Source organism: Pseudomonas sp. JZ114 (assembly GCF_051027705.1).
Taxonomy (GTDB): Bacteria; Pseudomonadota; Gammaproteobacteria; order Pseudomonadales; family Pseudomonadaceae; genus Chryseomonas; species Chryseomonas luteola.
On the sequence record NZ_CP069256.1, the window covers coordinates 1917082 to 1944050 of the forward strand.

General features: G+C 57.0%; 23 protein-coding genes. 4 read left to right on the forward strand and 19 right to left on the reverse strand.

Annotated features, from left to right (window positions below; all coding sequences use genetic code 11):
- The 3 genes from JQR90_RS08940 to JQR90_RS08950 are packed head-to-tail and all read right to left on the reverse strand — an operon-like array spanning position 1 to position 4057.
- Positions 1-1164 (reverse strand): MFS transporter, encoded by a 1164-nt coding sequence (locus tag JQR90_RS08940; RefSeq protein ID WP_010798109.1) that lies wholly within the window; start codon positions 1162-1164, stop codon positions 1-3.
- Positions 1161-2486, reverse strand: a complete 1326-nt coding sequence (locus tag JQR90_RS08945; RefSeq protein ID WP_010798110.1) for a lysine N(6)-hydroxylase/L-ornithine N(5)-oxygenase family protein — start codon at positions 2484-2486, stop codon at positions 1161-1163. The genes JQR90_RS08940 and JQR90_RS08945 overlap by 4 nt, the downstream gene beginning before the upstream one ends.
- Before the next feature lie 14 nt (positions 2487-2500).
- A complete protein-coding gene (locus tag JQR90_RS08950) occupies positions 2501-4057 on the reverse strand; it encodes a pyridoxal phosphate-dependent decarboxylase family protein (RefSeq protein ID WP_010798111.1) in 1557 nt (518 codons plus the stop codon).
- Between the two features lie 641 nt (positions 4058-4698).
- On the opposite strand from JQR90_RS08950, the gene JQR90_RS08955 reads away from it, so the two are divergent.
- Complete coding sequence (locus JQR90_RS08955) at positions 4699-4881, forward strand: hypothetical protein (protein ID WP_010798112.1); 183 nt, start codon at positions 4699-4701, stop codon at positions 4879-4881.
- Positions 4882-4967: 86 nt separating this feature from the next.
- Here JQR90_RS08955 and JQR90_RS08960 read toward each other — a convergent pair whose 3' ends face one another.
- From JQR90_RS08960 to JQR90_RS08995, 8 genes are all read right to left on the reverse strand, one after another.
- Positions 4968-6563 (reverse strand): gamma-glutamyltransferase family protein, encoded by a 1596-nt coding sequence (locus JQR90_RS08960; RefSeq protein WP_010798113.1) that lies wholly within the window; start codon positions 6561-6563, stop codon positions 4968-4970.
- Positions 6564-6589: 26 nt separating this feature from the next.
- Entirely contained in the window at positions 6590-7462 is an 873-nt protein-coding gene (locus JQR90_RS08965; protein ID WP_010798114.1) for an ABC transporter permease, read from the reverse strand.
- On the reverse strand, positions 7459-8406 hold the full coding sequence (locus JQR90_RS08970) for an ABC transporter permease (RefSeq protein WP_010798115.1): 948 nt from the start codon (positions 8404-8406) through the stop codon (positions 7459-7461). Before JQR90_RS08970 ends, JQR90_RS08965 begins: the two co-directional genes overlap by 4 nt.
- Before the next feature lie 55 nt (positions 8407-8461).
- A complete protein-coding gene (locus JQR90_RS08975; protein WP_010798116.1) occupies positions 8462-9964 on the reverse strand; it encodes an ABC transporter substrate-binding protein in 1503 nt (500 codons plus the stop codon).
- Positions 9961-11052, reverse strand: coding sequence for an ABC transporter ATP-binding protein (locus JQR90_RS08980; protein WP_010798117.1), 1092 nt, complete (start codon positions 11050-11052; stop codon positions 9961-9963). Before JQR90_RS08980 ends, JQR90_RS08975 begins: the two co-directional genes overlap by 4 nt.
- Complete coding sequence (locus JQR90_RS08985; protein WP_010798118.1) at positions 11049-12044, reverse strand: ABC transporter ATP-binding protein; 996 nt, start codon at positions 12042-12044, stop codon at positions 11049-11051. Before JQR90_RS08985 ends, JQR90_RS08980 begins: the two co-directional genes overlap by 4 nt.
- The gene (locus JQR90_RS08990) at positions 12041-12778 is read right to left on the reverse strand and encodes a FadR/GntR family transcriptional regulator (RefSeq protein WP_125889078.1); all 738 of its coding nucleotides are present in this window, start codon (positions 12776-12778) and stop codon (positions 12041-12043) included. Before JQR90_RS08990 ends, JQR90_RS08985 begins: the two co-directional genes overlap by 4 nt.
- 355 nt (positions 12779-13133) lie before the next feature.
- Positions 13134-14174 carry a purine-nucleoside phosphorylase gene (locus tag JQR90_RS08995; protein ID WP_434140744.1) on the reverse strand — a complete coding sequence of 347 codons (1041 nt, stop codon included), beginning with the start codon at positions 14172-14174 and terminating at the stop codon, positions 13134-13136.
- A 300-nt stretch (positions 14175-14474) separates the two neighbouring features.
- Here JQR90_RS08995 and JQR90_RS09000 point away from each other — a divergent pair, with 300 nt between their 5' ends.
- Positions 14475-16892 (forward strand): ELM1/GtrOC1 family putative glycosyltransferase, encoded by a 2418-nt coding sequence (locus JQR90_RS09000; RefSeq protein WP_434140745.1) that lies wholly within the window; start codon positions 14475-14477, stop codon positions 16890-16892.
- Between the two features lie 58 nt (positions 16893-16950).
- The gene (locus tag JQR90_RS09005; RefSeq protein WP_010798122.1) at positions 16951-17718 is read left to right on the forward strand and encodes an aspartyl/asparaginyl beta-hydroxylase domain-containing protein; all 768 of its coding nucleotides are present in this window, start codon (positions 16951-16953) and stop codon (positions 17716-17718) included.
- A 53-nt stretch (positions 17719-17771) separates the two neighbouring features.
- Here JQR90_RS09005 and JQR90_RS09010 read toward each other — a convergent pair whose 3' ends face one another.
- The 6 genes from JQR90_RS09010 to lptF form a co-directional block, all read right to left on the reverse strand.
- The gene (locus JQR90_RS09010; RefSeq protein WP_010798123.1) at positions 17772-18542 is read right to left on the reverse strand and encodes an aspartyl/asparaginyl beta-hydroxylase domain-containing protein; all 771 of its coding nucleotides are present in this window, start codon (positions 18540-18542) and stop codon (positions 17772-17774) included.
- Between the two features lie 67 nt (positions 18543-18609).
- Positions 18610-19578 carry a hypothetical protein gene (locus tag JQR90_RS09015; protein ID WP_010798124.1) on the reverse strand — a complete coding sequence of 323 codons (969 nt, stop codon included), beginning with the start codon at positions 19576-19578 and terminating at the stop codon, positions 18610-18612.
- Positions 19579-19586: 8 nt separating this feature from the next.
- Complete coding sequence (locus JQR90_RS09020; protein WP_010798125.1) at positions 19587-20513, reverse strand: diacylglycerol/lipid kinase family protein; 927 nt, start codon at positions 20511-20513, stop codon at positions 19587-19589.
- A gap of 37 nt (positions 20514-20550) precedes the next feature.
- On the reverse strand, positions 20551-21735 hold the full coding sequence (locus tag JQR90_RS09025) for a CDP-alcohol phosphatidyltransferase family protein (RefSeq protein WP_010798126.1): 1185 nt from the start codon (positions 21733-21735) through the stop codon (positions 20551-20553).
- A gap of 105 nt (positions 21736-21840) precedes the next feature.
- Complete coding sequence (lptG, locus tag JQR90_RS09030; protein WP_010798127.1) at positions 21841-22914, reverse strand: LPS export ABC transporter permease LptG; 1074 nt, start codon at positions 22912-22914, stop codon at positions 21841-21843.
- Positions 22911-23984 (reverse strand): LPS export ABC transporter permease LptF, encoded by a 1074-nt coding sequence (gene lptF / locus JQR90_RS09035; protein ID WP_010798128.1) that lies wholly within the window; start codon positions 23982-23984, stop codon positions 22911-22913. The genes lptG and lptF overlap by 4 nt, the downstream gene beginning before the upstream one ends.
- A gap of 148 nt (positions 23985-24132) precedes the next feature.
- Between lptF and JQR90_RS09040 the strand changes: the two genes are divergently transcribed.
- Positions 24133-24915, forward strand: a complete 783-nt coding sequence (locus JQR90_RS09040; protein ID WP_010798129.1) for an NTP transferase domain-containing protein — start codon at positions 24133-24135, stop codon at positions 24913-24915.
- On the opposite strand, the gene JQR90_RS09045 is transcribed toward JQR90_RS09040, so the two are convergent.
- Together JQR90_RS09045 and JQR90_RS09050 are read right to left on the reverse strand one after the other, a co-directional pair.
- Positions 24906-25736, reverse strand: coding sequence for a nucleotidyltransferase family protein (locus tag JQR90_RS09045; RefSeq protein WP_010798130.1), 831 nt, complete (start codon positions 25734-25736; stop codon positions 24906-24908). The genes JQR90_RS09040 and JQR90_RS09045 overlap by 10 nt on opposite strands.
- Positions 25720-26874, reverse strand: coding sequence for a hypothetical protein (locus JQR90_RS09050; RefSeq protein WP_010798131.1), 1155 nt, complete (start codon positions 26872-26874; stop codon positions 25720-25722). The genes JQR90_RS09045 and JQR90_RS09050 overlap by 17 nt, the downstream gene beginning before the upstream one ends.
- Between the last annotated feature and the right edge of the window lie 95 nt (positions 26875-26969).

Consider the following 26969-nt stretch of genomic DNA (forward strand, 5'->3'; position numbering starts at 1 on the left):
TCAGACCCCCTTGTCGATAACAGGTGTTGTCGTGGGCTGGGCCGTGCGGACCAGCAGCGGATAGGCAAGGGCGGTCAGGGCAAAGCCCGCCGCGCCGATCAGAAAGGGCACAGTCAGGCCAAACGTGCTGACCAGGGACCCCGCCGCAAAGGACGAGCCCACTACGCCGAGTTGTTGAAAGAAATTGATCTTGCTGAAGTCAGCGGCATACGCATCGGGCGTGCTCAGCTCGAAGAGCAGGGCATCCAGCCGTACCGTGACCTGGAACATGGCCCAGCCATACAGGCAGCGGCCAGTCAGGATCAGGGCGGTCTGCTCACCAGCTTGAAGCAGCAGGCCGCACACACCCAGCAGCAGCGCACCGCTCAGGGCCTGCTGTCGGCTGCCGGTACGCCGGTTCAGCCAGAGTCCGAGCAGGGCCATGCCACCAGGAATGGCATACACCAGTCCGGTCAGGGCGGCGTGGTCCAACTGAGCGACCTGCTCCCAGTACACCGTAAAGAAAGGCTTTACCAGGTAACCGCTGAAATAGAACAGCAGCATCAGCAGGCAGAGCCGGTAGATAGGCCATGCCTTGCCGGTACGGTGCGTAATGGCTTGTTCCGGCTTGGCATGGGGTGGTTCCCGCCGTAGCAGGCGCAGGCAGATCGCCATTTGCAGAAAATCCCCCGCGGCCATCACCACAAAGACATCTCGTGGCTCCAGTACCTGAAGGACCAGGCCGCCCACCACGGCGCCGAGGATGGCGCCGAAGTGAACGACAACCGACAGCATGCCGATGGTATGGGTATGGTTCCTGGAGTCCTCCAGGCTCATCACGTAGGGGTACATGAGCAGGTAGCTGCCCTTGAATACGATCATCCCCAGCGAGACAAGCCAGAACTCCAGGAGCGCCGATGCCCAATAGCAGTACAGGCACAGCAACCCGGCGGCGAGCTGCGTCCAGATCAGCAGCCGGATCGGGTGCACCCGCCGCGCCACGCGCGCCCAGAGGGGCAGCGCGAGCATGACCGTAAAGCAGATGGCGGCCAGATAGGCCCCCACATGCTCCGGCCGCGTTTCACCAAAACGGCTGGCAAAGTACTGCGGATAGAACGGAATCAGCATGGTGTCGCTGATGACGGCAAGGGCCGTCATGGCGATCAACGAGGTACGCAGCGTCATGTCTTGGCCGGCTCCGGCTGGAGCAGTGTCGAAGAGGGCGCCGTGAACTGCTGGAAGGCGATCTTGCGTTCGACGGGGTAATGTTCGCGGCCGAGCATCTCGCGAATGATATAGGCGTTGCGGTAGCACGCCATGCCCAGGTCGGGCGTTACCAGGCCATGCGTATGAAGCTCGGCGTTCTGGACGAAGATCTCCTGGCCGGCGGTATCAATCGTATAGTTTCGATTGACGGCGAAGCGGCCACGCTCATCGAAGCGCAGGCGTGAGCGTAACCCTTGAAGGAAAGGAGGGGTTCTGTAGCAATACCCAGTAGATAATACCAGCCCATCAGTCTGAAGCGTATAGCGGCTCTCCTGTTCCTCCTGAAACAAGGTAAGCGTAAAGGTGCCGGTACGCTCATCGTAGCGGCAGTCCTGCAGCTCCGTGTTGGTAAGCAGGTTGGTCCTGACCGGACCGCATAAGCTCTTGTTGTACAGCAGGTCGTAGATGTCATTGATCAGGGCACTGTTGATCCCCTTGTAGAGCCCCTTCTGACTGCGCATCAACGCGTCACGCTTGTGGGTAGGCAGCTGATGGAAGTAGTCGATGTACTCGGGCGATGTCATCTCCAGGGTCAGCTTGCTGTATTCCAGCGGGAAGAAGCGAGGCGAGCGGGTGATCCAGTTCAGGGTGTACTCGCGCGTGTCGATTTCCTGCAAGAGGTCATAGTAGATCTCCGCCGCGCTCTGACCGCTGCCGATCAGCGTAATGGTACTTTTTGCCTGTAGAGCCTGTTTGTCGGTCAGGTAGGTCGACGTGTGGGACAAGTGGCTGCTGGCGTCCTGGCAGCAGTCAGGGATATAGGGTGACGTGCCAGTTCCCAGGACCAGACGGCGCGCCTGATAAACCAGGCGTTCTCCTGTTTTGGTGCAGGTACAGTTCACCGTATAGAGGCCGGTTGCCGGATCATGGTCGATACGTTCGACGTATCGGTTGAACTCGATATTGGGCAGCCGATCGATGACCCATTGGCAGTACTGGTTGTACTCGCGACGCATCAGGAAGAAGTCTTCCTTGATGTAGAACGCATAGATGCGGCCTGTGGATTTAAGATAATTCAGGAAGCTGAACGGGCTGGTCGGGTCCGCCAGGGTGACCAGATCGGCCAGGAAGGGCGTCTGCAGGGTTGCAGATTCCAGCATCATGCCGGGATGCCAATCGAAGCACTCGTTCTTGTCGAGAAACAACCCATTGAGCTCGTCGATGGGAGCAGTCAGACACGCCAGACCCAGGTTGAAGGGGCCAACACCAATCGCGATGAAATCGTAGGTTGAAGCCGTCATGGTGGTTCTCCAGATCAGCACGTGGCCAGGGCAGATTGTTGGTTAACGTAACGGGCACCTTCATGCTTGATGGCGTCGAGAATGCCTCGCAGGTCGTCCAGGGTGGTCATGGGGTTGAGCAGGGTGAACTTGAGGTACTGTTGGCCGCCTACCTTGGTGCCCGCGACGATGGCGCGTCCGCTACGAGACAGCGCTTTGCGAATGGCTGCATTGGTCGCATCGATCTGCTCGGCACTCAGCGGCTCCTCGGGGATATAGCGGAAGACCAGGGTGCTCAGTTCAGGAACATGGGCAATGTCGAAGCGTGGGTCACGCTCGATAAGCGGATAGGTTGCGCGAGTCAAGTCGATTACGTGATCAAACAAGCTACCCAAGGCATTCGCACCCATGGTGCGCAACGTCATCCAGAGCTTGAGCGCATCAAAGCGGCGTGTAGTCTGAATGCTCTTGTTAACGAGGTTGGGTGTGCCTTCCTGGGTCTGGCTCTTGGGGTTCAGATAATCGGCATGGCAGGTGACATGGCCCAGCTCTCGACGATCCCGTACCAGAAACGCACTGCAACTGACCGGCTGGAAGAATGATTTGTGGTAATCGATAGTGACCGAGTCGGCATGTTCGATACCGGTCAGACGGTTACGGTATTTAGGCGAAATCAGCAGTCCGCCACCGTAGGCGGCATCGACATGCATCCAGATTTTTTTCTCGCGACAGATTGCCGCGATGTCTTCCAATGGATCGATGCTGCCGAAATCCGTAGTACCGGCAGTAGCCACTACCGCCATCGGAATCAGCCCTTCGGCTTCGCATTCTTCCAGCACGCGGCGCAGATCGCTCAAGTCCATTTTCTTGCGCGCATCGCTGCGTACCGGTATCACGGCGTCATAGCCCAGGCCCAGGATGGCCGCGGATTTCTGTACGCTGAAATGACTGACCTCGGATGACAGGATGCGCAGGCGTTTGAAATCGGTCGGCAAGCCTTGCGTCTTGTTGCTGGCGTGACCGGGCTGACGGTTGCACACATGATCACGTGCCAGCAGCATGGCCATCAGGTTGGACTGAGTACCACCACTGGTGAATACCCCATCGGCTTCGCTGCCCAGACCGATACGCTCAGCCGTCCAGTCAATCAACTTTTGTTCGATATACGTGCCGCCGGCACTTTGATCCCATGTATCCAGTGAGGAATTGATAGAAGAAAGTACCAGTTCGGCAAGAATAGCCGGAATAACAATAGGACAATTAAGATGAGCAACATAGTGAGGATGATGGAAGTAAACAGCATCTTTCAGGTACAACGCTTTTAATTCTTCCAGTGCCTCGTTGAAGTTACCCAGTTTTTCATCCAGATTCACTTCGTCAAACTGCCGCTTTAGTTCATGCGGCAATATGCCGGTATAAGGCTTATTGATACCGAGCAATGTTTCCTTTATACATTCAGCCCCTTGAACCATAAGGCTTTCATAGGCCTGCGCATTCTTTTCGTTGAAAAGATGCGAAGTCGCCTGATCATCCTGTAGGCGAGCGGAAGGGTATGCAGTAATGGCCGCATACGAATGCAATGGATTATTCACGAATGGAACCTCGGCAATTGATTAAACAATTCTGCAATAACCCAACATGTTGTCGGGATATATGCCTCGCCGGGCTCTCACGGTAGTTTGATATTAATAGTTAGCTATATGCCATTATCAAACGGCTTAGCCTTTATAATTTAAAAGCAGTGATAACGCATTAAAAGTAAGTGTTCATTACTATCGCAAAGCCCATTCAGAGTAGACCCTGTGTTGAATGAAAATCAATATCATTTAACACAATGCAGGTTATGAAGTGTGATGCACTTCGCTTAATGGTGCGCTCTTTTGGTGCTGTGGCGCGGTGATATTAGAAAAAAACGGATCGATGATGGAGCGAAACAAACACAACAGCGCTAACTTGGCCAGTCGCCTTGAGTTTACTCACATGGGCCAGCAGCGAGATTCGTGCGGAGCTGCCAAGGCCGAGGATCAATAGGAAAACCCGTCCAGTGACGGTTAAGGCACGACGGTTGCCTGTACCAGACTGAGCATAAACCTGTTGTATGAACAAAAAGGTCGTTGCTGTGATTGAAGCGAATTGCCAAGGAATATTTGGGTCCCATTAAAAGGGCGCCCAATTGCATGTACTGAGGGCGTGACGATAACGAATTCACCGTCCTGAGAAAGGGAGCGCACTCATGCAAGAGAAAGTCGTCAGCAGTTCCAATGGTTACTACGTGTTCGAGTGTGCAGATGCGACTGGCGGCAGCTGTTATGAAATCAGAATGGGCACACGCTGCGTCAAGCGCGTCGGCAGCCTCGACGAGGCCAAGCGATTCATCCAGTTCGCTTATGCAGAAGAAGAAAACTATCAGGACTAGCACCTTCGTGAAGACCTGGAATGAGCTAAGGCTCGATCAGGTGTAAGGAATGGGAGGAAGGCCTGCGCGGCCTCCCTCCGGCAAGGTCAGAACGCGACGGCCTGGCCGTCCTTGCGTGGATCAGAGCCACCGACATAACCATCGGCCGTTTTCTGAATGATCTGAGCCCCGCCGAATGCAAACACGCCGCTTGGCGCCTCAACCTGGATATCATGTCCTTTGGCGCGTAGGGCAGCTACGGTCTGTGAGTCGAACTGTCGCTCAACGGCAACCTTCCGACCTGACTCAATCCGCCAGCGGGGTGCGTCGGCCGCCGCCTGCGGGTTCTGCTTGTAGCGCAGGATACGCAACATCATCTGCAAGTGTCCCTGCGCCTGCATGGGACCGCCCATAAGGCCGAACGACATCAACGGCGTGCCGTCGGCATTCATGGCAAAACCGGGGATGATGGTGTGGAAGGGGCGCTTACCGGGAGCGACGGTGTTGACGTGCTCTGGGTCCAGAGAAAAGCCCGCCCCGCGGTTTTGCAGGCTGATTCCCGTGCCTGGAACCACTACGCCGGAGCCAAAACCCATGTAGTTGGATTGAATGAACGACACCATCATGCCGCTTTCATCTGCCGCTGACAGGTACACCGTACCGCCGGGCTTGGGCGAGCCATGGCCTGGGTCAGCAGCAGTCTCGCCGATCAGCCTGGCGCGCTCCTTTAGATAGGCCGGGTCAAGCAGATGGTGAGCCAGAACGCGCATATGGTCCCGATCTGTAATGTGATGATTGAGGTCCGCCAGGGCCAGCTTCATCGCTTCCAATACCACATGCAGGGTTTCGGGGCTGTCGACAGGATGATCGCCAATACCGATGGCCTCCAGAATTCCCAGGCCGCTGAGCGTAGCGATGCCCTGGCCGTTAGGAGGCAACTCATGGACCATGGCGCCTGCAAAGGGCGTGGATAGGGTATCGATCCAGTCAATTGAGTGATTGCCCAGGTCATCCAGGCTCATAACGCTGTTGTTGGCTCTGGCATGAGCAACCATGGCTTCGGCCAGGGCGCCTCGATAGAACGCTTCGCCGCGGGTTTCGGCGATCAGCTCCAGCGTTTTGGCATGGTCCCTGAGTTGAATCTTCTGCCCGGCTCTGGGGGCTCGGCCATCGGGCAGAAAACACTCAGCAAAGCCGGGCTGATCTTTCAGGAGCTGACCGCCTCTGTGCCAGAGCTCAGCGATTATAGGCGTTACCTGGTAACCCTCTCGCGCATAGCGTATGGCGGGTTCGGCCACCGTGGTGAAAGGCAGCTTGCCGTAACGCTCGGAAAGCCCGACCCAGGCGGAAACCGCACCGGGCACGGTCACTGCATTCCAGCCGCGCTCCGGCATGTGTTTGTGCCCTGCAAAATACTGGGGCGACCACGCTGCCGGTGCGCGTCCAGAGGCATTCAGGCCCTGTAATGTCTTGCCATCCCAGACGATGGCAAAGGCATCACTGCCGATACCACACCCTGTTGGCTCTACTACCGTAAGCACCATGGCAGCAGCAATTGCCGCATCTACCGCATTACCGCCACGGCGCAGCATGTCCAGGCCTGCCTGGGCGGCCAGTGGCTGGGAGGCCGCTACCATGTTCCGTCCCATGACAGGGGAGCGGGCAGAGGCGTAAGGCTGGCTATAATCCAGATGATCGAACATGGGATCACTCTCTTCTTGTCTGACGGTTAGTCTTTGGGATCCAGCGCATCGCGCAAGCCGTCGCCCAGCAGGTTGAAGCACAGCACCGTGATATAGATGGCCACGCCTGGAGCAATAGACATCCAGGGCGCCTGTTCCATGAAATTCTTGGCTGTGTTGAGCATGGAGCCCCAGGAGGGCGCTGGCGGTTGCTGGCCAAGGCCCAGGAACGACAGACTCGCTTCTGCGAGAATGGCTGAGGCAATGGTCAAGGTTGCCTGGACTACCAGCGGCGAAAGGACATTCGGTAATACATAGCGCAGAACGATCCAGCGATCCGGCAGGCCAATGGCGCAGGCACCTTCCAGGTAGTCCTCGTGTTTAATCGAAAGGACCTGTCCGCGCGTCAGGCGCGCAAAGATAGGCATGGCAGACAGGCCAATGGCGATCATGGCGTTAGTCAGGCTAGGGCCAAGAAATGCCCCCAGCGCGATAGCCAGCACCAGAAACGGACAAGACAGCAGTGCTTCCATGATCCGGGAAATAAGGGCATCCAGCGCGCCCCCAAAATAGCCGGCTATAAGACCTAGCGGAACACCGATGGCCATGGCGATGGCGACCGATACTCCACCCGCCAGCAACGAGCTGCGCGCACCCCAGAGCAGGCGTGAGAACAGATCGCGGCCCAGCTCATCCGTGCCTAACCAATACAGGGCCGAAGGTGCCTTGCGAACGGCCAGAAAGTTCGCCTTGAGTGGATCATGGGGCGCAATCCAGGGTGCCAGAACAGCTGCCAGGACAAATAACAAGAGGATAGCTGCACCGATGACAGCACCCTTGTTCTTCAAAAACTTTGCCAGGAAACGAGACTGTAGACGGGTCTGTAAGACAGGAGGGAGAGGGGTGGCAATGGCATTCATGCGGCAGTCCTCAGGCGCGGGTTGATCAGGCGATAGAGCACATCGGCCAGCAGATTCATCAATACGAATCCAATGGCTACGCACAGCACTACACCTTGCACCACGGCATAGTCCCGGTTGAAAACGGCATCGACGATCATCTTGCCGAAGCCGGGAATACTGAACACCTGCTCAGTCAGGACTGCGCCCCCAAGCAGTTCGCCGAACAGCAGTGTAGTCAGCGTCACGATGGGCATCAGCGCGTTACGAAAGGCGTGCTTGAGAATGACTGTTCTGGGAAACAGCCCTTTCGCGCGCGCTGTCCGCACATAGTCTGAGCGCAGCACTTCAAGCATGGCGCTGCGGGTATGACGCATCAGGGTTCCGGAAAGACCTGCACCCAGCACGAAGGCTGATAACAACAAGGTTTTAAGGTTTTGCAGCGGGTTTTCACTGAACGGTACAAAACCGGAGGCGGGCAGCCAGCGCAGCTTTACCGCAAACACCATGATGAGCAGTATCCCCAGCCAGAAGTGCGGAATAGAGATACCAGAAAGGGCAACGATGTTCGCACTGTAATCTACCGCGCTCCCTTTACGCACCGCCGAGAGAATACCGGTGGGGATACCTATCAACAGCGCAATCAGCAAGGCGAAAACTGACAATTCCAGGGTGACCGGCAGTTTCGAGACGATAAGCGCGGTCACTGGTTGCTCGGTGCGCAAGGAAGTACCGAAATCACCTTTCAAGACATTGCCCACCCAGTTCAGGTATTGAACCGGTACGGGATCGTTAAGACGATACTTGTCTCTTAAGTATTCGATGACAGCGGGGTCGCGCTCCTCCCCAGCCATGGCCAGCACCGGATCGCCGGGCAGCAGTTTTTGCAGGGTGAAGACAAAGAGCGAGACCAGAACCAGTGTTGGGATGGCACTGAGCAGGCGGCGAAGGATGAACGTCAGCATGCATAACCCTCGTGGATTACCGGCCCGTGCGGTTTACTGCAACGGGCCGTATCGGTCATTGCGCGAATGACACGTTGGCCAGGCGGATCAGTCCGTCCGGGTTGGAGACATACCCTGTCACTTTGCGATTCGCCACAATCAGTCGAGGCTCGAAGTAGAGGTAAATGTTCGGCGCTTCGTCCGCCACGATGGTCATCGCCTGGCGATACAGATCCTGACGCTGGGCCTGGTCATTGACAGTACGTGCCTTATTAAGCAGCTCATCCAGCTTTGGATTGCAGTAATGGCCATCGTTCTGGTTTCCTTTGCAGGTCACGAACTGATGGATATTGCCATCTGGATCAGGACGACCGGACCAGGCGCTCATACCTACCTGGAAGTTTCCGGATTGCTGCTCGTTAAGAAGCGTCGCGTACTCGGTGGCGACCAGATTGACGTTGAAGCCCGCTTCGGACGTCATCGCCTGGATAATTTGGCCTACCTGCTGAGAGACAGGTGTATTGCCAACCTTGAGCTCAACGTTTACCGGGAGCTTCACGCCTGCTTCCGCCAGCAGCGCTTGGCTCTTGGCAATGTCTCGCGAGGGGAGTGGTAGCTCCTTATCGAAATAAGGGCTACTTTGTGGAAAGGGTTGATTGCCCGGCGCGTAGAGCCCTTCGAATACCACCTGGTTGATAGCGTCCCGGTCCATTGCCAGCTCGAAGGCCTTGCGGACACGCTTGTCACTTCCCAACGGATTTTTGGCTTTGTCACCATTGGCGACATTGACCATCAGTTGCATATACCCCAGGCCGGGCGTGTTGTAGACCGTAAGATTCCGGTCATCCTTGACCGCCTTGATGTCCGTGGGAGCAACACGTTCGACGATGTCCAGGTCTCCAGAGCGCAAGTTTGCGAGACGAACCGACGTGTCAGGTATGGGCAGGAAAATCACTTTATCAAAGTGATAGGCCTGCTTGTTCCAGTAATGATCGAAGCGCTCCAGCACGATGCGATCCTGCTGTACGCGCTGCACGAATTTATAGGGTCCGGAGCAGACAGGTTTGGACCCGACATCGCTTTGTGATGCGTTGGGGGCAAGCATCATGCCGGCCCGGTCGGAAAGCTGGGCGATCAGGGTAGCGTCCGGTTGCTTCACCTTGATCGCTACGGTCTTGGGATCGATTACATCCACGTGTTCGATAGAGGCCAGTTCGCTCTTGCGCAGTGAATCGGGCAAGGTACGAGCTCGGTCCAGATTGAATTTGACCGAGGCGGCATCAAAGGCTTCGCCATCATGAAAGGTCACTCCTTCACGTAACGTCATGGTCAGGGTTAGGTTGTCGTCGCTCCAGCTCCAGCCTGTGGCCAGTTGCGGTACAAAGGTTAGGTCCGGCGCAACATCCACCAGTTTGTCGCACAGGGCGGTGTATACCAGACGTCCCGAATAGGTTCGTGAACGGTGCGGATCCAGAACATCCGGGTCGTCCTGGATGCCGATGCGCAGGGTGGTTTCGGCAAATGCCGTGGTGCCGATCGTCAATAACAAGGCTCCAGTCAACAGGCGTACAGGATTCAAGGCTGGCTCTCCAGGGCAAGGGGCTGATGGCTTTTGAATAGATGAAGGCGTTGGGAAAAGGCGGGGCTGGGAGCTGGCACAATCAAATTGCCTGCTCCGGCATTCGCAACTTCGCGCCAGAAATGGCAGGCAACCTGACGCGCCCCTTCGACAGATTCAAAGGCAGGTTTTGCCTCTTTGCAGAGGGGGCGGGCATGGGGACAGCGCGTGTGAAAACGGCAACCGGGCGGTGGATTGGCCGGGCTTGGCATATCCCCACCCAATACGGGGCGAGCCCGTCGCAGACCGGGGTGGCTGACAGGCACAGCGGCCATAAGCGCTTGTGTATACGGGTGAAGTGGTGTTTCGAACAGCGTGTCGACCTCGGCCAGCTCCACGATCTCCCCGAGATACATCACGGCGACTCTGTCGCTCATATGGCGGATCACGGCCAGTCCATGGGCCACGATAAGCAGCGTCAGCCCAAACTGATGCTTGAGGTCTTCCAGCAAATTGACGACCTGCGCCTGGACCGACACATCCAATGCCGAAACCGGTTCATCCCCCAGGATCAAGCGTGGATTGGAGGCCAAGGCGCGAGCAATGCCGATACGCTGGCGTTGCCCACCGGAAAACTCATGGGGATAACGGTTGGCATGTTCAGGGGCCAGGCCCACGGTATGCAAGAGTTCTGCTACTCGTGCTGCGCGATCTGCGCGGTGGCTATCGGTGTGCAGCCAGATGGGTTCGCCAATGATAGAGGCCACTGTCATCCGGGGGTTGAGTGAGGCAAAGGGGTCTTGAAAGATGATCTGCAATTCCCGCCTTGCCTGCCGGAGCTTATCCGCAGGCAGGTTTCCCAGGTTTCTGCCTTCGTAGATGACATCGCCAGCGGTAGGCGCCAGCAGGTTGAGCAGCAATCGCCCCAGGGTTGACTTGCCGGAGCCCGACTCGCCTACCAAGGCTAACGTCTCGCCTCGCTTGATCGACAGGGAAACATCCGTGACGGCTTGAACAGGAGCCTTCTTGCGTTGCAGAAAGCCTGTAGGTGACGTGAAGTGTTTGGTCAGATGAAGGCCTTCAAGAATAGGGCGTTCGGGCGTTTTCATGCGCTAACTCCCAAGTGCTGCTCCAGCGGTGTACGAATGCATGCTGCCAGATGCCCTGGTGTGATCTCGCGTAGCGGGGGACGATCTGCGCGGCACGCCTGAATCACAAAAGGGCAGCGGCTGGCGAAGCGGCAGCCACTGGGCATTTCTGCAGGCGTGGGAACACGGCCGGCAATGGTGGCCAAGCGATCTTCACGCGGGCCCATCGAGGGCATCGAGCCCATCAGGCCAATGGTGTAGGGGTGCTGAGGGTCATCGAACAGCGCAGTAACGGGACCGCTTTCGACAACCTGGCCCGCATACATGACCGCTACATCGTCAGCTACTTCTGCAACGACGCCCAAATCATGGGTAATCAGCATCATGGCTGTTCCGGTTTCGGCTTGCAGGTTTGCGATCAGGGAAAGAATCTGCGCCTGAATGGTTACATCCAGTGCAGTGGTTGGTTCATCGGCAATGATGAGGGCTGGGTCGTTGGCAAGCGCCATGGCAATCATGGCCCGCTGGCGCATACCCCCTGACAATTCGTGGGGAAAAGCCTCCAGCCGTTGAGCCGCTGCGGGTATACGGACTTTTTCCAGCATCTCCAATGCCCGGCGGCGGGCTTGTTGGGGAGACAGGCTTTGGTGACGCACGACGCTCTCGGTGATCTGATCACCTATGGTGAATGCCGGATTGAGTGACGTCATGGGTTCCTGAAAGATCATTGCCAGGCGGTTACCGCGTACATCCAGGCGACGCTGCTCAGTCATTGCCAGCAAAGGTTCGTTAAGGAAGGTCGAAGTATCGGCATGCACTTGGGCGCTATCCGGTAGAAGCCCCATCAGCGCCATGGATGTTACGCTCTTGCCGCAGCCGGATTCACCAACAATGGCCAGGGTTCGACCTGGCGCAATGTCGAATGACAAGCCATCTACTACATTGGCCGCTGCACCTTTAAAGCGAACGGTCAGGTTACGGATACTCAAGACAGAGCATGGGGATTCGCTCATAAACTGTTCACCAGATCGTGATGGATAACGGTGTCGAGCGCCTGTTGCAACGCACGCAAATGGCCACGCATGGCCATCGCCGCCTTGCCGGGGTCACGCTGTTCGATCGCGGACACAATGTCGTCGTGATCATGGCTATACGCATGCATGCGGTCAGTGTTGCGGGCACGCTGGCGCAGGTCGCGCCAGACAGAGTCCAGGCGAATGGCATCGAACATTTCGAAAATATCCAGCATCAGTCGGTTGCCAGCGGCTTCCGCAATGCCTCTATGAAAGGCGCTGTCCCAGAGTTCCAGTGCTTCTGCATCGGGCGTCTGGGCATTGAGTTGTTGGCCGGTACGTTCAGCGAGCCTCCGCAGCATTGCCATCTGCTCGCCGCTGGCGCGAATGGCAGCCAGTGAGGCAAGAGCAGGTTCCAGGTAAAGGCGGGCCTCCATGATTTCGATGAAGTTGGTTCGGCTGGACAGCTTGGTAAAGCTCAGGGACGCACTGGGTGGGGTTGGGCCTACAAAGGTGCCTTTGCCCTGGCGGCGCCACACCTGTCCTTCTGCTTCAAGCACTGAAAGGGCGCGGCGAACCGAGCGACGGCTAACGCCAAAGCCAGCAGCCAGATCACGCTCCGGAGGCAGAGGTCGTTCCGGAAATGCCGAATGCTGTGCCACCAGCTGGCGAAGGGCATCGAGTGCCATCCGGGCTGATTGATCGATAGGAGTTTCCGTTTCGCACGTTTGCATCATGCTCTCTCAGGCCAACATGAATGTCTGTCTGTGCGCCTCGTATATGCTTGATAGTAGGGCGCAACAGTTACAGGCAGTTTTGCAAGCGAGATGCCAATAGCGATTGGTTCATACTGGCGAAACGGTTATGACCGGGCGCTTAGGCTATGACTACAGGCGTGTCAGGCTTTTGGTACAAAGGTGTGGAGGCAGGGAGTAGGGGATGATCTGGCATTGGTTCAGTCTCTATGCGAACCAATTTCTAGAATGGTTACGGGAATGGTCCGTTTACGGGCGACACTGCACGTTAACGGTGCGGCTAGGGTGACTGACAGGACCGAACATCTATTATGCCCGGTCCTGTTTTCATTAATCAGGAGGAGGGAACGCCCTTTTCCCAGGCACTCCAGTTCTTAACGATGTCCTGTACCAGAGGATTGCCTGTACGGAACAGGTTTTCCAGGGCGGGTTCGAAGCCGCCTTGCTTGGCGTAGTCGATCAGGTTCTCAACATCTGAATACCCCTCATAAGGGCGATCGAAGTCAGAGCCGCCACGCACTACGGCCAGGCGCTGGATATCGACACGGCCCGTACGGCTGGCCCGTAGCAGCGCCTCATAAGTGGCGTTGTCTTCTTGCTGCGTAGTGCAGTAACGGCCTTTTCCATCCGTCAGCGTACGCGTCCATTCTTCGGCGCGCTGGGAGAGCAGCGTACCGGAGAACCAGGTATCGCCGGCGACGGTGTCACAGCGGGTAACCACAGGAGGCTGGTTGGCAGGCGCATAGTTGTACTTCTTGCGCCACGCAGTAGACTCGGGGCTTTCGATGAGCTTGACGTCCTTGGAAAGGGCATAAGCCTTTTCCATCAGCTTCTGGTTAACCTCGAACACCTCGGTCTTGTAGTCCAGAGGAGGCTTTTGAGTGGGATGACGCGTATTGATACCCAGATAGCCACCTTTCCAGTCAGCCGGAGCTTCTCGAGCGTCCAGCTCCCATTGGATGCCAAAATCCACGAGATAGTGCGCCCATGCCGTAGTGCCAATGGTGCCCTCGTGCGGGTTGATTCCTGCAATACCAGCAACCAGGAAATAGGTCTTGCGCAGATCGAACTTGGGCGAGAAGGCTAATGCCATGGTCGAGGCCGCGGCATTGGTGTGCCCCATTGCGGTCGTCATCAGACACACCTGCGCCTCATTACAGAGCACATCCGGATACTCGGCAGACAGCCCTTCGACCGGCACCTTTCTATCGAGCTTGAGTTGCTCGGTCCAGGTCTTGGCTTCCGGGCCAAACATGGCGATCAGCATGACTTTGGGCGCAATGGGTTTTTCCGCTGCGGATACCTGGGGCGCCGCGGTAAGCCCGCCCAGCAGACCTGCCAGTCCTAGCGCGCTTGCGAGGGATTTTTTCAGCATGGGATGGAATAGCCTCTTATAGAGTGAGCGTGAAAAACCTGACCGGATGTTCAAGGTACATGCCAGCGCTAGGCGCAAACGCGCAAAAGCGGTTGTCTGCAACACGAATCGCTGATAGAACGCGGGTTGGCTTCACGGGCTGGCAGTATAGGAAAAGCAGTGATAGCAAAGGGCCAGCCACGCGCTTTGTGATGTGTGCAAGAACCTGTTCAATCTGAACAGGGGAACTATAGTTCTTCCGTCAGCAACCAAGGCAGGTTGTACAGCTGTTCTGCCTCAGATCGAAGCATAAGAGGACGCATGACTTTCTTTGCCTGGAAAGCGCCGCGCGCTATACGTAAGTGGAAACTGCCCCGTTCGGAAAAAAAACGAGTGTCTCCCTCCACCGCTTCGGCCGGAACATCCGGTAGCCAGGCTGCCCACGCGCCCATGGCGGTTCCGCATATTGTGCCGATTGTGTTGGAAGCAAGGGCAGGGGCGCCCGAACAGCCGGCTGTACGCATTTTCCTGGGAACCGAGCCTGCACAATACCGCGCCGAGCGGATCTTCGTGTATTCGTTGGAGCAGGTGCGCAATCCTGATCGGCGTTACGAGGTCTACCGCATGACCCGTCTGCCTGGCTTTGATGAAAGCCGCTGGCGTACCGGGTTTACGAATTATCGGTTTGCCATTCCGGATCTGGCCGGACGTCACGGGCGCGCCATTTATAACGATGTGGACCAGATCTATACGGCTGATCCGGCGGACCTCTTCGACCAGCCCATGGGTGAGCATGGTTATCTGGCGTTAACCCCAAACGACACGGCCGTCACCTTGATCGATTGCGAGCGCATGGTCGAGGTATGGAATTTTGAAAAGGCACGTTGTGAAAGCAAGAAAGTTTTGCACGCCCAGGCTGCCGAGAAGCCCGGCCTGTGGGGACAGCTCGACCCCGTCTGGCATGCGCGTGACCTTGAGTATGAGCATGGCCGTTCCAGATTGCTGCACTACACCACGCTGCACTTGCAGCCCTGGCGGCCAACACCTGAGCAATACTCCTATCAGATCAACCCGTATGCCGAGTATTTCCTGAGCCTTGAGCAGGCGGCCAATGCTAAAGGTTACGAGCCTTACACCATGGCGAGTCCTAGCCCAGACTTTAACGCAGCCTGTCAGACGCTGGCATCGCCTGCTGCGTCTCTGCCATCGGATGTCCTGTCCTTTGCAAGCGCACTGAGCGGCAACGATATCGCCTTCGTAGGGCATTGGACTGATGTTCATAAGGACTCACTGGCTACGACCCACTACCGCTTCGAGCAATTGCGCCAACCAGACCTGCCCAGCCATGACCTTTTGGCGGTCAGTGGTCTTGAGCATCTGCCACCGGAAGATGTGCCCTGGCTCGTGGACCGGCTGTTCAGGCTTAGCCGCGGTTTTGTCTACATCCGGACAGGACTGGGGACGGATGAGTCACTCATCAGCTCGATCAAGGGATGGCGGGCACTGCTGCGCCGTGTGTCCCAGCGCTATCCGGATCGTTGCTGGCAGCTTGATTGCGAAGACGATAACGGCACCTTGCAGCGTTATCTGGCGGACTTCCCGTTACGTTCCCGACGGGCAGAGGCGCTGCCCAGGGTGTGGGTACTGCTGGGCCAACATGCGGGCGATAATGCACAGCTGGTTGCCATTGCCGAGTCGCTTGGCTGGCCATATGAATGCAAGGAAACGCGGTTCAAGCCGGCCAAGTATGTGCCGGGTGCCTTGTTGCAGGGCAAGATGGCTCAGTCCGCGCCGGGTCTTGCCGCGCCCTGGCCGGATCTTGTCTTGAGTTCGGGACGACGTACAGCACCGGTGGCGCACTGGATCCAGCGCCGTTCCGAAGGGCGGAGCCGTCTGGTGGTCGTTGGGCGCCCACGCGCACCGTTATCCAGCTTTGATCTGGTCCTGACCACACCTCAATACAGCCTGCCACTACGGGACAACGTAGTGGATTTACCCGTGCCCTTTATCCAGAATCAGATACCGTCTGACCAGGAGCTGGCGGTCTGGAAAGAGCGTTTTGCGCATCTGCCGCGGCCCTGGGTTGCCATGTTGGTAGGGGGAAGCAGTATTCCTTATGAACTGGATAAGGCCGCAGGGCGAGCGCTGGGTGCCCAAGCCAGCGCTGCTGTCGGGGCCAAGGGGGGATCGCTTCTGATTTCTACAAGCCCCCGTACCGCAGAACCGGTTACCCAGTCGCTATTACAGGCCATCGAGACGCCGCACTGGTGTTACCGTTTCGACAAGGGTAGCGATAATCCCTACCGGGCATTGCTGGCGTTGGCTGATGCCTTCATCGTGACCGGCGAAAGTGTCTCCATGCTGACGGAGGCTGCCCTGACCGGCAAACCGGTTGCAGTTTTCCCATTACCGGTACGGCGCCATTTCAAGGCGCGTGTGCATCATGCGCTTGAACGCAAGCTGGGCGTGATTGACCGGGTGGCAGGTAGCCGTGGCACGCCCCGGCAGCAGAACAAGACCGGACGACTCTACGACAGTCTTGTAGAGGAAGGACTCATCAAGCGTGAGCGAAGAATCGAGGAAGTTCATGTAGCGCTGGGGCTTTTGCCTTTGCCGCAGGGACTTGATCAAATGCCAGGTCTGTCGCCAGCACTTATGGCTACCTCGCGCCAGCGTGCTATCGAGGCCGTACGGGCCGTGATTACAGGCGAGCGGGCCTTGTCGGCAAATCGCATCTAGGCGCATACATGCAGGCGGTCCGCTGGGCCGCATCGAATACCGTCAGGACACACGTACAATGACCAACGCCGCACCTCCTGTTGCCGCTAAAACAAAAGTCAAACGCAGCGCCCTCTACCGGACCGGTAAAAAGCTGCGGCCCGCGCTTAACAGCTATCTGGCCAAAAATTCTCTGGTCGGCGATCCGCCTGTATTCGATAAGCAGCTGTTTCCCTGGACGGCCTCGCTGGAGCAGCATTGGGAGGGTATACGACAGGAGGTACAACAGCTCTTGCAGGGCATGGATTCAATTCCTGCGCTTCGCGATATTTCGCCTGATCACCGCAGAATTGCCGAGGGTAATAGCTGGCGCTCCTATTTTCTGTGGGGGTATGGCTACAAGATCGAAGAGAATTGCCTGCGTTGCCCAAAGACCACCGAGGCCTTGTCCGTAGTGCCAGGTCTGAACAGTGCTTTCTTTTCCATCCTGACGCCGGGTGCGCACATTCCACGGCATACCGGAGTGACCAAGCGCATCATGACGTGTCACCTGGGACTGCTGACGCCCACTCCACGTGAAAATTGCCGCATTCAGGTAGGGGATGAAATGGTCTATTGGGACGATGGCAAATGTATCGTGTTCGATGACACCTATCCCCATGAGGTCTGGAATGAAACCGATCAGACGCGGGTCGTGCTACTGATCCAGTTCAAACGGCCATTGCGCCTCCCGGGACGGCTCTTGGGCGACCTGTTTTTAGGTGCAGTAAAGCGGAGCCCCTTCGTTCAGGAAGCACGTCGCAATCTTGCTGCGTGGGACGATGCTCAGAAATTGCTGGATGAATAACTACGTTTGAGTGACAGCTCGACGCCAGGAAACGCCGAGCCGTTATTCTATCGTTACGGCTCCAAACCACGTTCCCAGGCGCGATGGTTGCGCCGCGCATCCTGAATGAAGGGTGACCAGCGAATCAATCGTAAGATGATCCGGTTAAGCAGCGAGCCCGGCCAAGCCAAGGGTCGTTGAATGTCCAGGAACAGCACTACGCGGACGCCATCGGTCTCGTTCCAGACCTGATGTCGGTAGGTATCGTCAAAGATCATGCATTTACCGGTTTCCCAGTGCCGGGTCTCGCCACCCACCTCAATACGGCACTTTTCTTTCGGCTCGGGGACGACTAGCCCCAGGTGAGCCCGGAGCAGTCCGTTGTAGGGACCGCGGTGCAGTGGGATGTGCTTTCCAGGCTCCAGAATGGAAAAGAACGCCGTGAACATGCCTGGGATGGACTCGATGATGCGAGTTGTCTCCGGGCAGCGCAGGCAATTGCCATCCATCTTGTAGCCGTATCCGTACAGGAAGAAGGTTTTCCAACGATCATCCTGGGTGATGTTTTTCTGGTCCTTGGAGATGTCCTGGAAATTGGGAATCTTGTGCTTGTTTTGCAAGACTTCGTTCAGCTCGGCACGAATCGTTTCCCAGTGGGTTTCCAGTTCAGGCACCCAGGCAAACTGGCCGGCATCGATAAAGGGTGTCGTTTCTACCTTGGAGTAGTGCTTGATCGCTTTTTCCAGGCGCTTGATGATCCAGAGACCGATCGCCACACTGGGGCGGTGCTTTTTGCGTTTACGTTTCTGAGTAGACAGCGTGGCGTTGTCCTGGGTCTTTTCCACTCTTCACCTCGTAGGCAGTGCCGCATGGTTCCTGATGCAAGCGAAGAGCGCTCCGCTTGCGTTCGATTTAGCGTAAACGACGTTCCCTCAATAACCGCCACAGCAACGGCCAGCCGAAGATCAGCGGGTAGCGGCGCAGCCGAGGCGTTACCTCAATTGGCCGGCCCATATGCCGTTCTAGCTTCCAAGCGATGTAGTCCACTCCATTCTCGAATGTGAAAACGGACTTCATGAGCCGAAGAATATTCAGCATTCGTCCCTGACGCCGCCGGGTGCTCCACATCTGTCGGCTTTGCTGCAAGCGCTCGCGGGAAGGCATATGCGAATAAAGATCCTCTTCAGACGCTATTCGATGCATGCCGGAAAAGTCACTGACAACGGCTGCCGTTAACTGACGGTAGTAGGTTTTATCATAATGAACCAGCTCGGCAGGCCGACTTGCGGCTTCTGGACGCAGTTCAGTACCGTAGCTCAAGGCAAGGCCCGTTTGCCATAACTGTTCACTGCTAAAGCGTTCCGGCATCGAGGGCAGTGTTTGTTCCACTAACCTCAAGACGGCGTAGCCCAGTGCCTGATAAATACGCTGCCGTATCGTGTCGTCCCGGCAGTACACCAGGCGAGACGGCTGCGCAAACCGGCCCCATAGATAGCTCTGGAACCAGCGGGCAGTGCCGCGCTCCAGATCCTTCAGCGAAAGCACCGCGCATTTGGTTTGCAGCACTTCTCCTTCTGGCGTTCGGGCTTGAAGCATGAAGACATTAGGCGGTAGCCATGCATTAGCGGCCCTAAGCAGCGCATTGGCATGTACCTCTGCGTAACTATCGACAACGGCATACAGGTCAACGATGCCTTCGGCCGGATTGCCACTTCGCAGGCAGGAGCCATAAAACAGTACGCCAACAACGGACGCGCCAAACCTTCTCTGGACCGCTTCACACAGGCAATCGAGTTCCTGGCGTACCGGTTGCCCGCTTTGCCTGGCGATTACCTCAAGCAATGCCGGTGAAGGACGGGGGAGCGGGGCAAGATCTGGCATGGCCGGCCTCAGTAAGTTAGAAAGCGCAGGGGAGCGGTGGTTGAAAGACGAATCGGGCAAGTAGCCTCGAACTGTTCGCCGTCCAGAAGAAAATGTGAGCTGCCCTCAAGACTGAGTGTGCTGAGGTTACGACTGATATAGCCGTCCCGCTCATGCGCGACCGATTTGCCGCGACCGCACAGCAGGAACGGTAGGACGCGTATCAGCCGTCGCGGCTGATGCTCGACGGCTGTGAAATGCATGGGGGCCGCTTCGGTGCCCCAATACGGGCGGCAGCCGATCAACAGATTATCGAGCGTTGACGCGAGTACCAGAAGCCAGCTGCTGCTCCAGTCATGCGTGTCGGTTCTCAGTGACGCGGGTGTGGCTGGGAGAAGTGGATGGGGTTTGCTGCGCAGCAGCGACAGCAGCATACGGATAAAGGCCAGGGCAGGGCCTAGCGCACCGCGTACACCCGTTGGGCGAACATGCTGATGAAAATACCGGACACCGCTCAGAATCGCTCCCGTGCCGAAAAACATCCCGTACTGTGGCCCGCTCGTCTCGTTGCCCTCGACCTTTATCGCGGCGCGCTCCACCTGGCGCGGCGCCGCTCCCTGGCCCTCCAGCCAGGCGCGCAAGGCCTTCAGTACGGCCTCAGGTTTCGCCCGTGTGCCCAGGTCGGCGGCACTCATGTTTGTGGTGCCACCGGCAATTACCAACAAGGCAGGTAAGGGCGTGGAGGACGTTTGTAGCAGAGCCGTTAGGACGGCTTGTAACGTGCCGTCGCCGCCGATTACAACCACAAGTTCTGGTGAGGTTCCCTGCCATTGAAGCAGCGCGCGGGTAATATCCGCTGGTTCTGAAGCCTCATGCAACATGACACCGGGCAGGGTGGCAATCGATGCACGTAAAGGCTGCAGACGCCGACGAACACGACCGCTTAATGGATTCATGAGTATCCCGATCCGTTTCGGTACGGGAAGTTCGTATTCAGGCATCGGCCAGCCCGGAGCGGGGAGCAAATAGCCGAACCACCGGACGATGCCCTTCAGCCTTGAGGTCGATCTGGCTCAACCACGGCTGCAATTCAGCACCGCGTCGCCGCAACGTAATGGCCCATATGACGCGCCACGCCAGAACAAGCGTCGAGATGACTGTCCAGGCTGCCACCAGTAGCAGTCCCACATCATTGGCCCCAGCAGCCCATGCCAGCGTGAGCAGCAAGAGGTTGGGATTGCGACGGGCCGTAACCAGTCGGTTCAGCGAGTCGAAGGGTTTCCAGAGGAACATCGAAAAAGGGGCGGCAAACTTGAACGAGCCTTCGCACAGGCGTCCTGCTACATAGCCAATAAAGATGGCCCAGAACACTAAAGAAAGCGGCAGGCTGTAGCTCCAGGTTGCAGCAAGCCCCATACCCCAGGCGATGTACCAGAGCGGGGGATGCACGATATCAAGAGCGTGGTCGAAAATATTGCCAAAGCGGGTCGAGGTTACCGTTACGCGGGCAAGTTTGCCGTCCACGGTGTCGAGAAAGGTCATGATCCAGCCGGCGATCAGGCCCAGGCCGAACTGCCCGTTCCAGAACCACCAACCGGCCAGGATGGCCAGCACATAACTGGCGGTCGTGACGTGGTTGGGACTCAGGCCCAGACGAACACACAGGTGGGTTACCCAGCGTGCCGGCACAGGCCAGACGCCGCGGGTGATAAAGTCCGTTACACCCTTGTAAGCACCATTGAACAAGGACTTTTCCAGATGCTGGCGGTTGCTTTGGGTGATTCTTGCTACCCAAGGCTGATCGAATTTGCGCAGCTGGGTCTGTAGGCCGGAGGCTACGGTGTCAGGTTGCGCAGGACGCAGCTGAGCGACAGCAGGTGCATTCAGGTCGGCCACGCTAGACAGGCGCGAGGCGGAGAGTCGGGCCGCGACAACCGCGCCATCCCGAGGGTCCTGCAAGGCAACGTCTTGGGTATCCAGCAATCCTCTCAATACCCGGTCATCGTAAAGGTAATCCTCGCGCAGCAGCAGAACATCACCTTCAGCAGGAAGCGCTTCGCCGGGGCTGACCAGATGCGCCTTGGGAAATTTCTTCAGGATTCTTCGCAGTCGCTCCCGTGAGGTCAGGCCCCACAAGATCACCTCGCAACGGCCTACCAGATGGACCTGTATCGTCATAAGTTCTGCCTTAGTCCACGCAATGGATGTGTTATTTAAATTATTAAGCCTTGCAAGCCCTATCTGCCGAGGGCCGCAGCCTGTTTGGCAGCCTTTCGTACCGCCTTATCGTTTTCTGTCGAACCGAAAAATCAGGCTCATCGAGAATACCAGCATTAACAGCGCCGGAACGGTTCCCACCAGAACAGGAACAAGTCCGAACAGAATGCCTAGATTTACAATAATCTGATTGGTCAGATAAACTAGCAGCCCCGTTACTGCGCCAAGGGCCAGCTTGCTGCCCAGCCCGGTGGAGCGTACTTGGCTAAATGAAAAAGGCACTGCCAGCAGTATCATGGCCAGGGTCAGCAGAGGTGTTCCAAGCTTTTCCCATAAGGCCACTTCATACTGGGCCGATGGTTGCGCGGTACCCTTCAGGAATTCGATGTAGTGGTAGAGCTGCCGGGAGGAAAGACTGTCCGCCGGAAGCGCAACCTCCTGCAGGCGCGTTTCAGGCAGCACTGATTGCCAAATCATCTGATCCATGTGCTCGACCGTCTCGTCACTATCGACCCAGCGCTTCACTGTCACTTCATGCAGCTGCCATATCCCCTTGGGCTGAATGTCGGCATAGTTGGCAAACAGATATTCCTTGAGTACCTGGTCGCCGTCAAAGCTGAACACTTCGATATGGGTAGGAATCCGTCCCAGGCGCAGCCCGCCTACACGAACGAACTGCTGGTCCTTACGCCCCCAGATGCTGCCATCCTTGCCATTCCCTTCGACTGAGGCAATGGCATGTGCACGTAGCTGAATAGCGCTTTGCTGAAGAGGCGAGGCAGCAAACTCATCGACTGCCGCCAGTGCTACCGCAAGCAGCGCGCCGGCTAACACGGTACTCAGTCCGATACGAGCAGCAGAGATGCCAGCAGCACGCAGCGTGTTGAGCTCTTGCGTCAGAGCCAGCTGCCCCAGTGCAGCGATACCGCCCAGCAAGGCAATGAAGGGGCCGAGTTCTACCATGCGTCGAGGCAGCGTCATGGCGACTACCTCAATGGCCTGGACAAGCCGGTAATCTCCGCCAATGTCATCAAGCTCCCCGACAAGGTCCAGGGTGCTGAACAGTGGCAGTAACAATGCGGCAGCGGCTATGAAGCCCATGAAGAGGGACTGCAACAGATATTTATCAATGATCTTCATGCCGTGCGGATCCGCTTCTTGCCTACGTCCCGCCGGATGGCGACAAGCAGCGCCAGCATCATGAGAATAGGGATCAGCCACATGCCGGGAAAGAGGGGCAGCGAGCCATTGCCAACCATGCTCCGGCAAATGTCGCTGGCATAGAAAACCAGAGCAAATGCTGCCGTGACCGGTAGCATTCTCGCAAAACGGCCCTTGCGGGGAGCGGTATAGCTAAGTGGTATGGCAAAAAGTGCCAGCAGTAGGGTGGTGATGCCTCGGGTCTGGCGCCATTGCAGCTCTGCCTGATCAGATAAGGCTGACGAAGCTGCCAGTGCACTGCTGGGTGCGGCCTTGCGGCGATACTCGGCTGTTTGTGCAACCGGCGCCAAGTGCAGGGTCATATCCTTGAAAAGCATGGTCTGGTCCCGGCTGCCCTGGCGCTCCAGCGAGTAGGCAGTACCCTGTTCCAAGGACAGAACAGGGTCTTCCGGATTAGGGTCTGTAATCGATGCTTGGCGGGCCCTGAACAGGTGGGCTCTTTCTGCGCCGCTGTCGTAGATCAGCACATCCTTTAACGCGCCTGAGTCAGGCTCGATGTGTTTTGCCAGGATCATCCTGCCATTGTCTTCATTGACGTTGAAGCGTTCGGCCTGCAAATGATTGACGTCCAGATCCGTTTTGGACTGCTGTTCGAGTCGATAAGCGTTGTCATATGCCCAGGGTCGGCCATAGAGGGAAAGGCAGGCAACCGCGATCGCAACGGGCAGCGCAATCAACAGGATGGCTTTATACAGGCGCAGCGGGCTGACACCTGATGCAGCAATAGCCGTCATTTCCGTATCGTGGTACAAACGTCCCAGGCTCAGGACGACCGCGACATAAAGCGCTACAGGGACAAGCACTTCGAGCGCAATAAGTACCTTGTAATAGACGATATCCAGAACGACACTCAGTGCCAACGTGCCATTCGCAGCTTCAGCCAGATAGCGTTCCGAGGAGTAGCTGGCAAAAATGAAGGTAAGAATGCCCACCATGGCCAGTAAAGGACGGCATACCTCGGAGATAACATAACGCTCAATTAGACGCATGAACTCTGGAGCCTTCTGTGGTTCCAAAACACCCGCCGGTTACTATACCGTTTATTCATACGTAACTGGCTGAATAACCATCCTTAAATGTTTGGCCGGGGTTTGGCTGCTTCGAGGTGGTTAAGTTCCTTCCTGTTAGGAGACGGCATTGAATCATCTTGAACGGAATGAGCCCCGTCGGGCGATCATTTTAAGTGCGGGGCAAGGACGTCGGCTTCTTCCTTATACTGAAAACAAGCCCAAGTGCCTTATCGAGCTTGAGGGGCGTACGGTTATCGAATGGCAGATCGATGGTCTGATGGCCGCAGGAATAGAAGACATTACGGTTGTCGTAGGCTATGAGGCGGGTCAGGTAGAGCGTGTATTGAGTGACCGTTATGGTGCAGGCGTCATCCACACGCTGTTCAATCCCTTTTATGAGGTTGCGGATAACCTGGCCAGTTGCTGGATGGCGCGAGAAGCCATGCGTGATGATTTTCTGCTACTCAATGGCGATACGCTGTTTGATCTACCGGTACTCAAGCGTCTTTTGGGTGCGTCGCCGCGGCCTATCACACTGGCCATCGACCGCAAGCCCTCTTATGACAGCGATGATATGAAGGTCTGTCTCGAAGGCGATCAGCTGATGCGTGTGGGCAAGACGTTGCCGTTGCCAACGGTCAATGGCGAATCAATCGGCATGATGTACTTCCAGCCGGAGGGGGGCGTTCTGTTTCGCAAGGCGCTTGAAGACAACATGCGCAAGCCTGAAGCCCTGCAACGCTGGTATCTGAGCATTATCGATGAAATCGCTCAGCAGACCGGCCAGGTTTACGTACAGTCCATCGAAGGACTGAGCTGGGGCGAGCTGGATTTCCCCCAGGATCTCGAAGCTGCCAAGCACAAGGTGCATACCTGGCAGATGGCGACATCAGCGGCGGCTCAATACTGAGCCGCTTCACGCCCAACTCTTTCCGCCAGGATCGTCTCTACCAGTTGACGGTCCGCTGGCGTATCCACATCAACTGCGGCTTCGGCGAAGGGCAACACCACCGCGCCAATTCGCATGTTCAGTTTGCGTGACAACCGCTCCAGCGCCTGCTCCAAGGTCAACGTTCCCGCCAGGTAGCGAAGCACTGCCGTCCAGCCCAAAGCACCCGTGATGACTCGCCATGGTCGCTTGCGCTCCTGCTCGATCCGTCTCCAGAAGGGAGCCAGCTGATGACCACGCTCCGTCATAAACGCAAACAGGTTGCAGCCACAGAAAGGGCCGTCCTTGAGCTTGATCGCCGTACGGCGATTTCCGGGAAAGCGCGCCTTGACTGTTTCCAGGCGAGCAACGCCCACCACAAAGTCACATCCGCTGCGCCGGGCCTCGGTCAGGAAGTAATCGACTATGTCCGGCGTCAACAGTGCATGGTCGGCAGTCGTCAATAACACCGGTTGCGTTGGATCTTCCGCCTCAAGACCGAGCGCGGCGCTGGCGCTGGGAGAGTTAGCATGGCTCAGCCAGTTGATTTCACCGGCTTGCAGCCATGCTTCTACCTGAGGTTCCTGGCGCAACAGGGCGCGGGTAGGGCCTATGAGCGTAATGCGCTCCACCAGAGGGCTTGAGCGCAGGGTGCTAGTCACGCGGCGAACCATTGGAATGCCGTCTACGGTTGCCAATGCCTTGCAGTCCACACCGGCCGCCGTTGCCACTGCGTCCCCGTCATGTCGGTCAGCAGCCAGAACCAGTGCCGAAAAGGGTTTGGATTCAGAGCTGCTTTTCATAAACGCGGTATCGCTTGTACTGGTGGGTGCCAATCTGCTCGAGAATAGTGCGCATGCCGGTATTGCTTTCCAGAATCCAGGACATCTCCAGGGCTTCGAGGCCGTGCCTGACGAAGGGTGGTTTGAGCGCTTCGATCAGGAGCAGCGCCAGCGTAGGACCGAGGCGGCTAAATTGATGTTCCTGACGTACCCCCATCAACGGTACACGAGCCGTGGTTGGCTTGCGAATCTTCAGTCGCCACAGCAGACGCAGCCAGCCAAAGGGCAGGAGCTTGCCGTTGAGTGGCCTGATCACCTCATTCAGGTTGGGCAGGGCAATGATGAATGCGCTGGGCTTGCCATCTACTTCGGCGATGTACAGCAGGTCATCGGGCACCAGCAGCTTGAGGTTATTACCCATCTCCCGGAACTCGGCTTCGGTAAAGGGAACGAAGCCCCAGTTGTTGGCCCAGGCATCGTTGAAGATATCGCGCAGCGTCTGCATTTCTTCGGCGAAACGGCTACGGTCCAGCGTTCGGATGCGAACCCGCCCACGGTAGCGATCCATCATCCGGCGCATGGTCGGCGTGAAGTTGAGCTCGTCCGTACGCATCCAGTACGCCAGAAGATCGGCAGCGGGCCGGTAGCCATTGTTCTCCAGCTGCTGGCTGTAGTAAGGGTGGCCATGGCTCATCATGAACATTGGCGGTGTATCGAAGCCTTCGACGAGAAGGCCACTCTCCTCATTGATGGTCAGGCTGAAAGGGCCTGTAATACGACGAGCGCCTTGCTCGAGCAGCCAGGCTTCAGCCGTCTCGATCAGTGCCTGAAAGACGGTCGGATTATCAATGGCTTCGAGCATGCCGAAGTGACCGGTGTCCTGACCATGACGCTCTCGATGGAGCGTGTCCACCTGCGCCGTGATACGTCCTACCGGCTCGTGGCCTGACCAGGCGATCCAGGCCCGCCATTTCAAATGTTCGAATACGGGATTTTTTCGGGAGAGGTGCTCGTGGCGCTCGAAATGCAAAGGTTCGACCCAGTTCGGGTCGCTCTTGTAGAGGCGGCCCGGGAAACCGATAAAGATCGCCATATCCGTCTTGCTGACAACCGGTCTGACTTCGATTGTTCCTTTGATCCCGGAAGTAAGTTGGTCCACATGAAGGCCTTTGGCTTGGTTAGCTGAACAATGCTTCGCGTTGCACTAGAAACATGCTTCCTTACATACACACATTACTTCTTCCCACGGCACGA